Raw genomic sequence first — 15115 nt, 5'->3', positions numbered from 1 at the left:
TCGTCGCCGGGTGCGGGCCGGTGGGGCTTCTCGCGCAGTTCCCCGCGCCCCTGAAATGCAGACGCTTCGCGTCGCATTTCCCCGATGAGGCGCAGCCTCGTCAGGGGCGTGGGGAACTGCGCGACCAGCCCCCCACCGGCCGGTGGTCGGTGGCCGTCCGGCGGAGTTACGGCGCGCCGGGATCCCGGTCGGATGCCACCCTGGGGGCAGGCGAGACCCAGGAGGCCCGATGGTGCGTGCGGAGGACCGGGGACCGGTGCGGTACGGGCCCGTGCTGCCCGAGCCGGGACTGCCCGTACTGCCGGAGCTGAGCGCGATCGTCGCCGCGGCGGCCGGACGCCAGACCCCCGAACCACCGGGCGGCCCCCCACCCCTCCTGGAGGCCGCCGGAGGCTACTGGCGCCGCCGGGGCCTGCCGACCGAACGCGCCCAGGTGACCGCCGCCCCCGGAGGGGCCCCGCTCCTGCTCGCCGTCACCGCCGCGCTCGGCGGCGACGTCCTGGTCCCCCGGCCCTGCCCCGCCTGGTGGGTGCCGCAGGCCCGGCTGCTGGGCCGGGACGCCTTCCGCGTACCGACGCCCGCCGAGTGCGGCGGCGTCCCGGACCCGTACGCCCTGCTGGAGACGGTGCGCCGGGTGCGGGCCGAGGGCGGGGACCCGCGGCTGCTCGTCCTGGCCGTCCCCGACGACCCGACCGCGACGGTGCCGCCGCCCGAGGTGCTGCACGAGGCGGTCGAGGCCGCCGTGGGCGAGGGCCTGCACGTGGTCAGCGACGAGACCTGGCGGGACACCGTGCACCCGGGCGCCGACACCGTCCTGTTCGGGCCCGCCGAGATGTACCCGGACGCCGTCACCGTGCTCACCGATCTGACCGGCGCCTTCCTGCCGCCCTCGCTCCCCGCGGCCTGCGCCCGCTTCCCGGCGACCGCCGAGGGCGCCCGGCTCGCCGACCGGGTCCGCGACGTCCTCACCGCGACCGGCGCCCTCCTCGCCGCCCCCGTCGCGGCCGCCGCGGGACACGTCCTGGGCGAACCCGAGGCGGTCACCGCCCGCCGCACCGCCGCCGTCGCCCTGCACGCCCGGCTCGCCGGCGCCCTGCACGAGGCCGTCCTCGCGGCCGGAGCGCTGGCCCGGCCGCCGCGCGCGGGCCGCCACCTCTACGCCGACCTGGAACCGCTGCGCCCCCACCTGGCGGCCCGCGGGGTCACGGACGCCCAGGAACTGGAGGACTTCCTCACCGGACGGCTCGGCATGCCCGCTCCTGGCGGCCACCGCTTCGGCGACGCCCCGGCCGCCCTGCGGGTGCGCCTGTCCACGGGTCCGCTGGCGGGCTCAACCCCGCAGGAGCGGGCCGCGTCTCTCACCTCACCGGAGCCCCTGGAATTGCCGCATGTGGAAAGGCTGTTGAGCATGGTGGGGTCGGTGCTCGGCGACCTCCGCGGCGAGCCGGGCCCGGCGGGCCCCGCGGGCGGTGGACCGGCAGGCGAAGGATGGGAGTACCGGCGATGACGCAAGCGTCCGAGGCGCCGACGACGGAGGAGCCCGCACCGCGGGCCGATGCCACGGCGGTCCGGCCGCCCCTCGCCGAGCCGAGGCCGCTCGGCGGGGGAGCGGACGTCCTGCGGATCCCGCGCCGCTGGCCCAAGACCTTCGCGCACCGGCTGACCGCGCCGCTGCCGGGCCTGCGCGGCTTCGCCCGGTTCGCCCGCGAGGGCCGGGTGCGGCCCTCCGCCGAGGGCCTGGCCGACATCCCGAACCTGCCGTTCGCGCCGGGCCCGCTGCCCGACGTCGACGCCCGTACCGCGGCCGTCACCTGGGTGGGCCACGCCAGCTGGATCATCCGCGTCGGCGGCCTGACCGTCCTCACCGACCCCGTCTGGTCCCGCAAGATCCTCGGCACCCCGGCTCGCGTCACCCCGCCCGGCATCGCCTGGAGCGCGCTGCCCCCGGTCGACGCCGTCGTCATCAGCCACAACCACTACGACCACCTCGACTGGCCCACCCTCAAGCGCCTCCCGCGCGCCACCCCGGTCCTGGTCCCGGCCGGTCTGGCCCGCTGGTTCACCCGGCGGGGCTTCACCCACGTCACGGAGCTCGACTGGTGGGAGGCCGCCGAGCTGAAGGGCGTCCGCTTCGACTTCGTCCCGGCTCACCACTGGTCCAAGCGCAGCCTCACCGACACCTGCCGCACGCTGTGGGGCGGCTGGGTCCTCACCGACCGTGACGGACAGCGGATCTACTTCGCGGGCGACACCGGCTACGGCCACTGGTTCCGCGAGATCGGCCGCCGCCACCCGGACATCGACCTCGCCCTGCTGCCCATCGGGGCCTACGACCCGCGCTGGTGGCTGCGGGACGTGCACTGCGACCCCGAGGACGCGGTGCGCGCCGCGCAGGACGTCGGCGCCCGCCGGATGGCGCCCATGCACTGGGCCACGTTCCTGCTGTCGGCCGAGCCGGTTCTGGAGCCGCTCACCCGGCTGCGGGAGGCCTGGGACCGCGCCGGGCTGTCCCGCACCGCGCTGTGGGACCTGCCGGTGGGCGGCTCACGCGTGCTGACCGCCTGACTCCCGGCCCCGCAGCCGGCGCCACAGTCCGGGCGCCACGCTGATCACCAGGGTCAGCGCCACCGCCGCGACCACGCCCTGCCACGGCTTCGGGAACAGGGAGCCGCCCAGGATCCCGATCACCTGGTACGTCGCCGCCCAGGCCAGACAGGCCGGGACGTCTCCGCGGGCGAAGCGCCGCAGCGGCATCCCGGCCAGCAGGCACGCCAGCATCACCGGGATCCGCCCGGCCGGCACGAGCCGGGACAGCACCAGGACGAGCACCCCGTGGTCGGCGAGCTTGTCCCGCGCCTGTGTCAGCCGCTCCTCCGGCGCCCGCGACCGGATCGCCTCCAGCCACCGCGATCCGTTCCGCGATCCCATGCCGCGCCGCCCCAGCCAGTACAGGGCGACATCGCCGAGGAACGCCGCGAGCGAGGCGACGAGGAACACGAACAGCAGTGACAGCGGCGCCGTCTGATGGAACGCCACGACCGCGGCCGAACTCACCAGCGCGCCCGTCGGCACCACCGGGACCAGTGCCCCGATGAACACGAGCAGGAACAAGGACGGGTAGCCGATGGCCTGTTGGGTGGACTCCGGCGCCACCTGCGTGGCGGTGGCGAGGATCAACGGGCCACCTCCGGACGCACGCTCTCGCCGTGCCCGAGCCGGTGCACCACCACCTGGGGCGCCGCCAGCGCGGCCTGCCGCACGAACTCGTCGCCCGGCGTGTGGAACTCGTGCGGGCGCACCGCGTCCATCCCGATCGGCCAGTACGTCCCGTAGTGCACCGGCACCGCGCTGCGCGGCCCGATCCGGGCCAGCGCCTCGGCGGCCCGCGCCGGATCCAGATGGTGCGGGCCGAGGTAGGGGCCCCAGCCGCCGACCGGCAGCAGCGCCACGTCCACGGCGCCCACGGCCTCGGCCATGCCGTCGAACAGGCCGGTGTCGCCCGCGAAGTACGTCCGCGCCTCGCCCGTCACCACGAAGCCGAGCGCGGGGGAGCGGTGCGGGCCCACCGGCAGCCGCCGCCCGTCGTGCTCGGCGGGCACCACCCGCACCGAGACCCCGCCCGCCGCCACCACGTCACCGGGCCCGACCTCCGTGACCCGCAGGGCGGTCAGCCGGCGCAGCCCCGGCACCGAACGGGTCGCGCCGCGCGGCACGAGCACCTGGGTGCCGGGCGCGAGCCGCGCGAGCGACGGCACGTGCAGATGGTCGGCGTGCAGGTGCGAGACGAGGACGACGTCGGCACGGGCGGCGCTCGGCGGCGGAGGCGCGCCGCGCCGCCGGCGCAGGTGCGCGAGGCGCCGCGTGAACAGCGGATCGGTGAGCACCCGGGTCCCCGTGTCCTCGACCGTGCACGTGGCATGACCCCACCAGGTGATCTCCACCGGCACCCGTTGCCTCCTCCGTGCGACTGCCCCGAGCCTACGTGCAGGAGTAGGGTCGAGCCCGAAAGACGAGGTGAGGGGGACACCATGGGCGCACCGGACGGCTCGGGACCCGGTCCGCTGCGGGTCGCGTCGATCGCCAGCCTGACTCCGCTGGAGGAGCTGGACGCGGACCCGTTCCTCGTCGACTCCCGCAGCCAGCACGCCATGTGCGCCCGCTGGGCCGCCGAGCGCGGCTACGTCGTCACCCGGGAGCTGCTCGTGCACGCGCTGCGCCCCGACCACGAGGTGCTCTGGGACGACGTGGACGCGGGCCTGGTCGACCTGTTCGTCGTCCCCTGCGACCGCGTCCTGAACGCGGCCCTGCGCTCGCCCGAGGCCTTCACCAAGGAATGCGCGCGGCGCGGGGTGCGGATGGAGACGGCGGGCCTGGCCGAGCCCGCGTACGACACGGAGATGAAGGCCCGCGTCCACCGCCGCCTGTCGATGCCCACCGCCGGGTACGACGGCTGCTGAATCCGGCCACGTCGGTGCGGCCGGACCGATCGGGCCGGGCCGTGTGAAAGCCTGGCCGACGACAGGACGAACGGGGCGGATCGGGCGAGGGGAGCCGGAGACGTGGCATCGGGCCGGTGGTGGCGGCGGGCGGCGAGCACCCTGTGGCGCTCCCTGACGGTGTGGGCCGCGAGCACCCTGACGATGATGGTCCTCGCCGGGCTCCTGCCCGACTTCCAGCTGCAGTCGGCGAACGGCGACAGCATGACCCGGGTCGCGATCACCGCCGCGTCCGGCGCGGGAGCCTTCGCCGTCCTGTCCGCCCTGGTCTGGCCGCTCCTGGTCCGCGCCCTGCTCCTCGTCCCGGCGCTCGTCCTCGGCCTCGTCGTCTTCTTCCTCAACGGCGGCGTGCTGCTCGTCGCCCTGCACCTGGTGCCCGACGGCCGGGGCGAGATCAACGCGGAGACCGCCGTCGTCGTGGCCGCCGTGATGTCCGCCGTCGCGTCGGCGACCGGCGGTGCCCTCGCCGTCCGCGACGACGACGCCTACCGGCGCCGCCTGTACCGGCTCGCCGCCCGCCGGCGCCGCAGGGCCGGCCCCGACGCCGGCTGCCCGCCCACCCCCGGTACCGTCTTCCTCCAGCTCGACGGAGTCGGCCACGACCTGCTGAAGCGGGCCGCCGACCAGGACCTGATGCCCACCGTCGGCGCCTGGCTGCGCGAGGGCGGCCACCGGCTCACCCCCTGGCGCACCGACTGGTCCAGCCAGACCGGCGCCAGCCAGCTCGGCATCCTGCACGGCTCCACCTGGGACGTGCCCGCCTTCCGCTGGTACGAGAAGGACACCGGCGAGATCCAGGTGTCCAACCGCCCGACCAGCGCCACCGAGCTGCAGCGCCGGGCCGTCGAGCGCACCGGCGACGGCGGACTGCTCACCCTCGACGGAGCCAGCCGCGGCAACCTCTTCAGCGGCGGCGCCGAGCAGGTCGCCCTCGTCCTGTCCGTCGCCGCCCGCCGCGGCAAGGAGAACCGTTCCCGCGCCGGCTACTTCGCCTACTTCTCCGACCCGGCCAACGCGGTGCGCACCGCCCTGTCCTTCTGCGCCGAGGTCGGCCGCGAGATCGGCCAGTCCACCCGGGCCCGCCTGCGCGGCGAACGCCCGCGCGTCGGCCGCGGCGGGCTGTACCCCTTCATCCGCGCCTTCGCCACCGTCGTCGAACGGGACGTGGTCGTCGCGGCCGTCATCGGCGACCTCCTCGCCGGCCGCAGCGCCGTCTACGCCGACCTCGTGGCCTACGACGAGGTGGCCCACCACTCCGGCCCGTTCGGCCGCGACGCCGAGAAGGTCCTCGAACGGCTCGACCGCTCGCTCGCCCTGATCGCGAAGGTCGCCGAGCACGCGCCGCGCCCGTACCGCATCGTCGTCCTGTCCGACCACGGCCAGAGCCCCGGCGAGACCTTCCGCTCCCGCTACGGACTCACCCTCCAGGACCTGGTGCGGGCCGGCTGCGGACTGCCCGTGCCGCGCAAGGTGCGGCGCACCCGCAGCGGGGCCGAGGCCAGGTCCGCCGTGCGCGCCGCCCTGCACCGGCCCGTCGAGCGCACCGAACCGCCCGTCTTCCGGGGCCGGCGCAGCGAGCCCGTCGTCCTCGCCTCCGGCAACCTCGGCCTGGTCTCCTTCCCCGACGTGCCGCACCGCATGACGAAGGAGGAGATCGACCGCCGCCACCCGGCGCTCCTGGCCACCCTCGCCAACCACCCCGGCATCGGCTTCCTGCTCGTGCGCAGCGCCGAGCACGGAGGCCTCGTCCTCGGCGCGCGCGGCACCGCGACACCGCTCGACGCGCTCGCCGACGGCAAGGGCCCGCTCACCGACTTCGGCCCCGGCGCCGCCGACGCCGTGCGCCGCACCCACTCCTTCCCGCACACCGCCGACATCATGGTCAACTCCTTCCACGACCCGGTGGACGGCGAGGTGCTCGCCTTCGAGGAGCAGGTCGGCTCGCACGGCGGGCTCGGCGGCGCCCAGGGCCGGCCCTTCCTGCTCTCGCCGCCGGACCTGTCCGCGCCGGTCGCCGACGGCACCGAACTCGTCGGCGCCGAGCAGGTCCACCACGTGCTGCGCCGCTGGCTGCGCGAGAGCGACGGCCCTCAGGTGCCGGTGGAGAATTCCCCGGCGGGCGGCGCCGACATCGCATCTTTTACGGTCGCTCCCCCTGAGCAGCGGGAGGAATCCGCCTGATTTGGCGGCCGGTGCCCGCCCGCCGGACCATGGGTCGTCGCCCGGCGATCCCGCGGCGATGACGGCACGACCGAGAGGCACCCCCCACATGCACGACACCGGAACCTCACTCCAGGTCTCGGCGAAGCTCGACCAGGGGGAGGCCGCGCAGCCCCCGTCCGGTGACGCGCAGGGCGAGAGCCGGCACACCCGAAGGTTCGGACTGCCGATCGCCACGGCCCTGGTCATGGGCAACATCATCGGCGGCGGCATCTTCCTGCTCCCCGCCTCCGTGGCCCCGTACGGCACGATCAGTCTGCTCGCCTTCGGTGTCCTCACCGTCGGCGCAATCGCGCTCGCCCTCGTCTTCGGGCGGCTCGCGCACCGGCACCCGAAGACCGGCGGCCCCTACGTCTACGCCCGCGAGGCCTTCGGCGACTTCGCCGGGTTCCTCGCCGCGTGGAGCTACTGGATCACCGCCTGGGTGTCGAACGCGGCGCTCGCCGTCGCCGCCGTCGGCTACCTCGACGTGCTGTTCCCGCTGAACGGCTCGACCCTGTGGACGATCGTCGCGGCCCTCGCCTGCCAGTGGCTGCCCGCCCTGTCGAACCTCGCCGGCACCCGCTGGTTCGGCGCGGTCCAGCTCGTCTCCACGATCCTGAAGTTCGCGCCGCTGCTGCTCGTCGCGATCGGCGGACTGTTCTTCTTCGACGCCGACAACCTCGGCCCGTTCCAGGCGAGTGGAGACTCCGCGCTCGGCGCCGTCTCGGCGTCCGCCGCGATCCTGCTCTTCAGCTACATCGGCGTCGAGTCCGCGTCGGTCAGCGCCGGCGAGGTCCGCAACCCGCGGCGCAACGTCGGCCGCGCCACCGTCCTCGGCACCACGCTCGCCGCGCTGCTCTACCTGCTGTGCACCGTCGCCGTGTTCGGCACCGTCGCGCACGGCAAGCTCGTGAACTCCGACGCCCCGCTGTCCGACGCCGTCAACGCCATGTTCGGCGGCACCTGGGGCGGCACCGCCGTCGCGATCGCCGCGATCGTCTCCATCGTCGGCGCGCTCAACGGCTGGACGCTGCTCAGCGCCCAGACCCCGTACGCGGCGGCGAAGGACGGGCTGTTCCCCGCCGCGTTCACCCGGCGCAGCCGCGGCATCCCGACCTTCGGCGTCGTCGTCGCCGTCGCGCTGGCCTCCCTGCTGACCGTGTACAACTACACGTTCGGCTCGGCAGGCGTCTTCGAGACGCTGGTCCTGGTCACCACGTTCACGGCCACCGTCCCCTACCTCCTGGCCACCGCCGCCCAGATCTACTTCCTGCTCTCCGGCCGCCGCGACCGCGTCCGGCCCGCCCGGCTGGTGCGCGACCTGGTGCTCGCCTGCGCCGCGTTCGGCTTCTCGATGTGGCTGGTCGGCGGCGCCGGCTACGCGGCCGTCTACCAGGGCGTGCTGTTCCTCTTCGTGGGCGTCCTCGTGTACGCGTGCATGGCCGCCCGCAAGAAGAGCGCCGCCCAGACTCCGGCGCCCCGGGCCTGACCCCGGGGCGCCGGGCCCCCGTCAGGACAGGTCGACCAGCGTGCCGACGCCCTGGCGGCGGGCCGCGTCGACGACGAGGCGGGCGGCGGCCACGTCCTGGATGCCGAGGCCCACGGAGTTGTAGAGCGTCACCTCGTCCTCCGCGGAGCGTCCCACGGCGCGGCCCGTGATGACGTCGCCCAGCTCGGTGCGGAAGTGGTCCTCGGTGATCGCGCCCTCGGCCAGCGGGATCAGCACCTCGCCCGACTCGCCGCACGCCACCGAGAAGCTGTCCACGATCACGCGGCTGCGCACGATGCCGGTCGTGTCGATCTCCCGGTGGTCCGGGCGCGGGGGCGCGCCCACCGCGTTGACGTGCAGCCCCGGCCGGAACCACGCGCCGCGCACCAGCGGCTCGCGCGAGGGCGTCAGCGTGCACAGCACGTCCGCCGCGCGGGCCACCTGCTCCGGTCCGTCGGCGACCTTGACCGCGAACCCGGCCTCGCGGGCGTGCGCGGCGAACGCGTCGACCGTGGCCCGGGAGCGGCTCCACACCACCACCTCGTCGAGGTCGCAGACCAGCGCGTGCGCGGCCAGATGCGTCCGCGCCTGCGCGCCCGCGCCGATCAGCCCGAGCGTGCGCGCGCCGGGCCGCGCCAGGTGCTTCGTGGCCACCGCCGACGCCGCGGCCGTGCGGACCTGGGTGACGGGTGCGCCGAACAGCAGCGCCTCGTACTCGCCCGTCTCCGGTTCGATCAGGGTGATGATCGACTGCTGCACCGGAAGGCCCCGCTCCGCGTTGCCCGGGGTGTCCGTCAGGAGCTTCACCCCCGCGCCGCCCAGCGGGTCCACCGCGGCCGCCATCGGGATCAGCAGGCTCGCGTCGCCGGGCAGCGGGAGCGCCTCCCGCTCGGGCTGACGCGCCGCGCCGGTGGACAGCGCCGCGTGGGCCTGCTCCACGGAGGCGATCACCTGCGCCATGTCGAGCAGACCGGCGACCTGGGCGCGGTCGAGGACGAGCAGCGGCTTGCGGTTCACTTGCGCTCCTTGCAACGTACGGTTCGGCGACAGTGACATGGTTAGCAGTCATCTGATGACTTTTTGAAGGGGCGGGAGTGAGGAAAATCGAGCGGGCCACTCTGGTCGAGGCGGTCACGAGCCGGCTCAGGGAGCGCATCACCAGCGGCGCGTGGCCGGTCGGCACCCGGATCCCCTCGGAGCACGAGCTCGCCGCGACCCTCGAGGTCAGCCGGGTCTCGGTACGGGCCGCCGTGCACGGCCTGGTCGAGGTGGGGCTGCTCGTCGCGCGGCAGGGCGACGGGACCTACGTGGCGGCCCGGGACGCGACCGAGGTGGCGATCCGGCGCCGGCTGGCCGAAGCGCCCCGGGGCGACGCCCGGGAGGTGCGCGGCGGCCTGGACCTGATCGCCGCGGGACTCGCGGCGACACGCCGCACCGACGCGGACCTCGCCGCGCTGCGCGACGCGCTGGCCCGGCGCCGGGCCGCGCCCGACGAGGCGGCGTTCGTCGCCGCTGACGTGGACTTCCATCTCGGAGTGGCCCGCGCCGCCCACAACGAGCTGCTGTTCGAGCTGTACGCGACCTTCACCGAAGCGCTCGCCGACAGCGTCCGCGCGAGCGGCTGCCTGAAGGACGCGGCCGAGGGCGCGGACGACCGGCACGAGGTGCTGGCCGCCGCGATCGAGGCCGGCGACCCGCTAGCCGCCACCGAGGCCGCGCTCGCGCTCCTCGGGTCCGTGCCCGGTGCGTGAGGCGCCGACGCGGTCAAGCGGCGTCGGACGGGGGCGGCCAGCCCTCCAGGATCGCCAGGGCGGCGGCGGTCGCCGCGCCCGCGTCCCCGGTGTCCACGGCGGCGAACAGCTCGTCGTGGAAGGGCTCTTCACCGGCGTCGATGCACTGGCTCGACCGGACCGTCGCGCGCAGCGCCTCGCTCATGTTCCGGTACAGGTCCCGAAGCAGCGGATTGTGCGAGGCCTCGGCGATCCGCACATGGAAGTCGACGTCGGCGTCGGTGAACGCGTCGACGTCGGCGGCCTCCCGCGCGGCGGCCCGGCGCTCCAGGGCCTCGCGCAGCGCGTCCACGTCCGCCGCGGTCCGGGCGACGGCCGCGAGCCGGGCGGCCACGATGTCCAGGCCCCGGCGCACGTCCAGGATGTCGGTCTCGGCGGAACCCGCGAGGTGGCGGCGCAGCAGCGTGTGGTCGGCGTCGGAGGCGGTGACGAAGGTGCCGGCGCCCTGCCGGGTGGCCAGCAGCCCCATGTGCACGAGGACGCGGACGGCCTCCCGGATCGACAGCCGGCTGACCCCGAGGGTGTCCGCGAGCCGCCCCTCGGACGGGATCTTCTCGCCGACCTTCCACGTGCCCCGGGCGAGCTCCGCCGTCAGCTCCCGGATCACGACGTCGACGATCGACACACGTCCCACAGCTTCCATCGGTGCCTCTTCACGACAGTCGGATGATCGGCGACCACCGCACCTTACGTGACGCGGCAGGTGACGTCCGAGGCGATGACGGGTACGAGGCCGCGGGATGTGGTCGGATGGGGAACGCACGCCTCCCGGAACAACCTCCGGCGACAACTCCAGGAAAGGGAAGGACCCATCGTGGCTACCACGCGCTCCGCCCACACCGTGTGGGAAGGCAACCTGCTCGAGGGCAGCGGCACCGTCACCTTCGACTCCTCCGGCATCGGCCAGCAGCCGGTGTCCTGGCCCTCCCGCGCCGAGCAGGCGAACGGGAAGACCAGCCCCGAGGAGCTGATCGCCGCCGCGCACTCGTCCTGCTTCTCCATGGCGCTCTCGCACGGCCTGGCCGGCGCCGGCAACCCGCCCACCAAGCTGGTCACCTCGGCCGACGTGACGTTCCAGCCCGGCGAGGGCATCACCGGCATCCACCTCACCGTCGAGGGCGAGGTGCCCGGCCTCGACGAGCAGGCGTTCCAGGCCGCCGCCGAGGACGCGAAGAAGAACTGCCCGGTCAGCCAGGCGCTCACCGGCACGACGATCACCCTGACGGCCAAGCTGGCCTGATCCGGGACCCTGCGCCGCGGTCCGCCGCGGCGCAGGCCGGCCGAGTGCGACACGTCAGCCGAGCGAGGCGCGGACCTTGCGCAGGATCTCCAGCGTCCGCTCCGCGCTCGCCGCCTGGGCCGCCAGATGGTCCAGGACCTCCAGGTGCGCGCTGACCTCGTCGCGCGAGTCCAGGTACAGGGCGCCGGTCACGTACTCGCTGAACACCATGTCCGGCAGCTCCCGCACCGGGAAGCGGAACAGGCTGAACGGCCCGTACGTGCCCGGGTGCGGGCCCGCCGAGAATTCCGCGAGCTGCAGCGTCACGTGCGGCAGGGCCGCCGCCTCGATCAGCCGGTCCAGCTGTCCGCGCAGCACCCCGGGCCCGCCCGGCGGCCGGAGCAGCACCGTCTCGTCCATGACGGCCCACAGGTGCGGGGCGTCCTCGCGGGTGAGCAGCGACTGGCGCGCCATGCGCAGCGACACGTGCCGCTCGATCTCCTCGGGCCGCGAGCGCCCCACGGTCCCGGCGTCGAACACCGCCCGCGCGTACTCCTCGGTCTGCAACAGGCCCGGCACGAAGTGCGGTTCGTAGGAGCGGATCAGCTCGGCCGCGCCCTCCAGGCTCACGTACAGGCTGAACCAGTCGGGCAGCACGTCGTGGAAGCGCTGCCACCAGCCGGGCAGGTTCGCCTCCTCGGCCAGCGCGACGAACGCCTCGATCTCCGGTTCCGGAACCTCGTAGAGCTCCAGGAGCATCTGCACGTAGGGGATCTTGAGGGCGACCTCGGCGGTCTCCATGCGGCGGATCGTCGCCCCGGTCACGCGCAGTGCGCGGGCCGCCTCGTCCCGCTTGAGGCCCTTGGCCTCGCGCAGGTCCTGCAGGCGTCTGCCGAGGACGACCTGGCCCACGGTGGGGGCGGGCCGTCGTTCACTCACGTCACGTCTCCCCACGTGCCGGTCGAAGACGAGCGGCGGCTACGATCCGGTGCGTTCCCACCCCCGTCGCTCCGGCCGCGCGGCCAGCCGCCGCGGGTCGCGGCTGCGATAGACCACGTACGGTCGGAACAGGTACTGCACCGGCGCGCTGAACATATGCACGAGCCGGGTGAACGGTACCAGCGCGATGAGCGACATGCCCACTACCGCGTGCACCTGGTAGAGCACCGGCACCCCGTTCATCAGGCCGGTGTCCGGGCTCAGGGTGAACAGGCTGCGGGCCCACGGGCCGATCGTCTCGCGGTAGTTGTAGCCGTCGCCGGAGGCGTGCGTGAGCTTGGCGACCATGCCGAGGACGATCGCGCCGAGCAGGAACACGTACATGAGCTTGTCGTTGCGCGTCGTCGCCCTGAAGACGGGGGCCTTCGTGCGCCGCCGGTACACGAGCAGGAGGATCCCGCACACCGTCAGGGCGCCCGCGAACGTGCCGCCGATCAGCGAGAACAGGTGGTACGTGTGCTCGCTGACCCCCACGTTCTGCGTCCACGACATCGGGACGAACAGGCCGACGAGATGGCCGACGAGGACGAACAGGATGCCGTAGTGGAAGACCGGCGAGGCGATGTTCAGCAGCTTCGACTCGTAGACCTGCGAGGAGCGGGTGGTCCAGCCGAACTTGTCGTAGCGGTAGCGCCAGACCGTGCCCGCGACCAGCAGGACGAAGGCGACGTAGGGCAGGACGCCCCAGATCAGGGTGGTCACGGGTGCTGCTCCTTCACCAGCAGCGGCAGTTCGCCGAGCTCCGGGCGGAAGCCGAAGGGTTCGAGACCGACGTCCTCGCGCGGCGGGCCCGAGCGGGCGAGCGCGAGCGCCGCGGCCCGGTCCTTCGGGGAGGGCCCCGGCAGCGTCGCGCAGACCGCGTCCAGGATCGCCGCGTACGGGGTGCCGTGGTCGGTCAGCGCGATCCGCAGCAGCTCCAGGCCGCTGCGGTGCTCCTCCAGGAGGAACGGCCCGGCCTGCGCCGAGAACTCCAGGACGGCCGGCAGGAAGTCGGGCAGCTCCTCGCCCGTGAACTCCATGCCGTGCTCCCGGTAGATCTCCTTCATGCGCACCAGGGACATCCCGCGCCGGCGCGTGTCCCCGTCCCGCCACCAGGTCAGGTACAGGCTGTGCCGGTTCTTGAAGTCGAAGACCCGCACGTAGTGCTCGGCCAGCTCGTGCGGGGGCGTCGCCTCGGCGTGGTCCACGAACGGGGCGAGCGCCGGGGCCGCCGCCCGCACGAGCGGCAGCCGGCCGTACAGCTCCTCGTCCGGGTACGTGAGACAGAGCGCCGCCGCCTGGTACAGCAGCGCGGTACGGTCGGTCATCAGGCCTCTTCCTGCCGGTCGGCGGTCTGGCGGCGTTTCGTCAGATGGAAGCTCTCCACGGAGACGACGGGCAGCAGCTTGCGGCCGCCGGTCGTGGTGTTCCCGGAGTCGCCGCCGAACGGGCCCTCGCCGCCCATCCCCGGCCCGTCCTCGTAGTCGAGCGAGCAGGAGTCGGGCAGCGCCGACTCCTCCAGGCGCTGCGCGTCGCCCACGGCCGCCGTCGGGATCACGTACCGGTCCTCGTACTTGGCGATCGCGAGCAGCCGGTACATCTCCTCGATCTCGGCGCCCGACATCCCGACCGACTCCGCGATCGAATGCTCCGGCCGGTCCCCGAGGTTGACGGCCCGCATGTGCGAGCGCATCGCGGCGAGCTTCTCCAGGGAGGCCCGTACCGGGGCGACGTCACCGGCCGTGAAGATCTCCGCCAGGTACTCCAGCGGGATGCGCAGTGTGTCGATGGCGCCGAACAGGTTCGCGTGGTCCTCGCCGTCGTGGCCGGTCTCGCTGAGCGCGTCGACGACCGGGGACAGCGGCGGGATGTACCAGACCATCGGCATCGTCCGGTACTCCGGATGCAGCGGGAGCGCCACCTTGTACTTGCTGATCAGCGCGTGCACGGGGGAGCGGCGCGCCGCCTCCATCCAGTCGAGGGGGATGCCCGCCTCCTCGGCGGCCCGCTGTACCTGCGGGTCGTCGGGGTCCAGGAAGACGTCCAACTGGGCCTCGTACAGAGCCTTGTCGTCCTTCGTCTCGGCCGCCGCCGTCACCTTGTCGGCGTCGTAGAGGATCACCCCGAGATAGCGCAGGCGGCCGACGCAGGTCTCCGAGCAGACCGTCGGCAGGCCCACCTCGACGCGCGGGTAGCACATCGTGCACTTCTCGGCCTTGCCGGTGCGGTGGTTGAAGTACACCTTCTTGTACGGGCAGCCGGTCACGCACATGCGCCAGCCCCGGCAGTGGTCCTGGTCGACGAGGACGATGCCGTCCTCCGCGCGCTTGTACATCGCGCCGGACGGGCAGGACGCCACGCACGCCGGGTTGAGGCAGTGCTCGCAGATGCGCGGCAGATAGAACATGAAGGTCTGCTCGAACGCGAACTTCACCTTCTCCGCGGCCTTCTCCCGGGTCTTCTGGACCATCGGGTCGAGGTCGCCGTACTGCGGGGCGCCGCCCAGGTTGTCGTCCCAGTTCGAGGACCACTCGATCTTCATCGGCTTGCCGGTGATCTGCGAACGCGGCTGCGCCACCGGGTAGTCGTCGCCGAGCGGGGCGTCGGTGAGGTTCTTGTAGTCGTACGTCCAGGGCTCGTAGTAGTCCTTGATCTCGGGCAGCTTCGGGTTGGAGAAGATGCCCGCGAGCTTGCGCAGCCGGCCGCCGCCCTTCAGCTTCAGCGCGCCCTTCCGGTTCAGCTCCCAGCCGCCGCGCCACTTGTCCTGGTCCTCGTAGCGGCGCGGATAGCCCTGGCCGGGCCGCGTCTCGACGTTGTTGAACCAGACGTACTCCATGCCGTTGCGGTTGGTCCACGCCTGCTTGCAGGTGACCGAGCAGGTGTGGCAGCCGATGCACTTGTCGAGGTTCATGACCATCGCGATCTGGGTCATGACGCGCAT

The 15115-nt window shown here is 73.8% G+C and carries 15 protein-coding genes; 7 read left to right on the top strand and 8 right to left on the bottom strand.

Annotated features, from left to right (window positions below):
- Positions 1–229: 229 nt before the first annotated feature.
- Together ACZ4E1_RS28995 and ACZ4E1_RS28990 are read left to right on the top strand one after the other, a co-directional pair.
- Positions 230–1507: an aminotransferase class I/II-fold pyridoxal phosphate-dependent enzyme gene (locus ACZ4E1_RS28995; RefSeq protein WP_467544783.1), complete on the top strand. Its 1278-nt coding sequence runs from the start codon at positions 230–232 to the stop codon at positions 1505–1507.
- Positions 1504–2565: an MBL fold metallo-hydrolase gene (locus tag ACZ4E1_RS28990; RefSeq protein WP_467544781.1), complete on the top strand. Its 1062-nt coding sequence runs from the start codon at positions 1504–1506 to the stop codon at positions 2563–2565. The genes ACZ4E1_RS28995 and ACZ4E1_RS28990 overlap by 4 nt, the downstream gene beginning before the upstream one ends.
- Here ACZ4E1_RS28990 and ACZ4E1_RS28985 read toward each other — a convergent pair.
- Entirely contained in the window at positions 2545–3174 is a 630-nt protein-coding gene (locus tag ACZ4E1_RS28985; RefSeq protein ID WP_467544807.1) for a DedA family protein, read from the bottom strand. The two genes, ACZ4E1_RS28990 and ACZ4E1_RS28985, sit on opposite strands and share 21 nt — an antisense overlap.
- A complete protein-coding gene (locus ACZ4E1_RS28980) occupies positions 3174–3947 on the bottom strand; it encodes an MBL fold metallo-hydrolase (RefSeq protein WP_467544779.1) in 774 nt (257 codons plus the stop codon). Before ACZ4E1_RS28980 ends, ACZ4E1_RS28985 begins: the two co-directional genes overlap by 1 nt.
- An 81-nt stretch (positions 3948–4028) precedes the next feature.
- Here ACZ4E1_RS28980 and ACZ4E1_RS28975 point away from each other — a divergent pair, with 81 nt between their 5' ends.
- The 3 genes from ACZ4E1_RS28975 to ACZ4E1_RS28965 all read left to right on the top strand — a co-directional run bounded on the left by ACZ4E1_RS28975 (position 4029) and on the right by ACZ4E1_RS28965 (position 8187).
- The gene (locus ACZ4E1_RS28975) at positions 4029–4457 is read left to right on the top strand and encodes a hypothetical protein (RefSeq protein WP_467544777.1); all 429 of its coding nucleotides are present in this window, start codon (positions 4029–4031) and stop codon (positions 4455–4457) included.
- 159 nt (positions 4458–4616) lie between these two features.
- Positions 4617–6677 (top strand): phage holin family protein, encoded by a 2061-nt coding sequence (locus tag ACZ4E1_RS28970; RefSeq protein ID WP_467544803.1) that lies wholly within the window; start codon positions 4617–4619, stop codon positions 6675–6677.
- An 88-nt stretch (positions 6678–6765) separates the two neighbouring features.
- Positions 6766–8187, top strand: coding sequence for an amino acid permease (locus tag ACZ4E1_RS28965; protein WP_467544774.1), 1422 nt, complete (start codon positions 6766–6768; stop codon positions 8185–8187).
- 21 nt (positions 8188–8208) lie between these two features.
- Here ACZ4E1_RS28965 and ACZ4E1_RS28960 read toward each other — a convergent pair whose 3' ends face one another.
- A complete protein-coding gene (locus ACZ4E1_RS28960) occupies positions 8209–9204 on the bottom strand; it encodes an ornithine cyclodeaminase family protein (RefSeq protein ID WP_467544771.1) in 996 nt (331 codons plus the stop codon).
- Positions 9205–9281: 77 nt separating this feature from the next.
- On the opposite strand from ACZ4E1_RS28960, the gene ACZ4E1_RS28955 reads away from it, so the two are divergent.
- The gene (locus ACZ4E1_RS28955; RefSeq protein WP_467544768.1) at positions 9282–9938 is read left to right on the top strand and encodes a FadR/GntR family transcriptional regulator; all 657 of its coding nucleotides are present in this window, start codon (positions 9282–9284) and stop codon (positions 9936–9938) included.
- A 13-nt stretch (positions 9939–9951) separates the two neighbouring features.
- Here the strand turns inward: ACZ4E1_RS28955 and ACZ4E1_RS28950 are convergent, their stop codons facing one another.
- Positions 9952–10620: a FadR/GntR family transcriptional regulator gene (locus ACZ4E1_RS28950; RefSeq protein WP_467544765.1), complete on the bottom strand. Its 669-nt coding sequence runs from the start codon at positions 10618–10620 to the stop codon at positions 9952–9954.
- 171 nt (positions 10621–10791) lie between these two features.
- On the opposite strand from ACZ4E1_RS28950, the gene ACZ4E1_RS28945 reads away from it, so the two are divergent.
- Positions 10792–11217 carry an OsmC family protein gene (locus tag ACZ4E1_RS28945; RefSeq protein ID WP_188336000.1) on the top strand — a complete coding sequence of 142 codons (426 nt, stop codon included), beginning with the start codon at positions 10792–10794 and terminating at the stop codon, positions 11215–11217.
- 54 nt (positions 11218–11271) lie between these two features.
- On the opposite strand, the gene ACZ4E1_RS28940 is transcribed toward ACZ4E1_RS28945, so the two are convergent.
- The 4 genes from ACZ4E1_RS28940 to narH are packed head-to-tail and all read right to left on the bottom strand — an operon-like array spanning position 11272 to position 15115.
- Positions 11272–12135: a helix-turn-helix domain-containing protein gene (locus ACZ4E1_RS28940; protein ID WP_467544761.1), complete on the bottom strand. Its 864-nt coding sequence runs from the start codon at positions 12133–12135 to the stop codon at positions 11272–11274.
- A 39-nt stretch (positions 12136–12174) separates the two neighbouring features.
- Positions 12175–12897, bottom strand: a complete 723-nt coding sequence (gene narI, locus ACZ4E1_RS28935) for a respiratory nitrate reductase subunit gamma (protein WP_467544757.1) — start codon at positions 12895–12897, stop codon at positions 12175–12177.
- Entirely contained in the window at positions 12894–13502 is a 609-nt protein-coding gene (gene narJ, locus ACZ4E1_RS28930; protein ID WP_467544755.1) for a nitrate reductase molybdenum cofactor assembly chaperone, read from the bottom strand. Before narJ ends, narI begins: the two co-directional genes overlap by 4 nt.
- Positions 13502–15115: a nitrate reductase subunit beta gene (gene narH / locus ACZ4E1_RS28925; protein WP_467544752.1), complete on the bottom strand. Its 1614-nt coding sequence runs from the start codon at positions 15113–15115 to the stop codon at positions 13502–13504. The genes narJ and narH overlap by 1 nt, the downstream gene beginning before the upstream one ends.

The sequence above is a fragment of the Streptomyces sp. NPDC025806 genome (genome assembly GCF_055558275.1).
The sequence above is the reverse complement of the archived record's forward strand: the minus strand, read 5'-3'. Positions and strand labels throughout refer to the sequence as shown.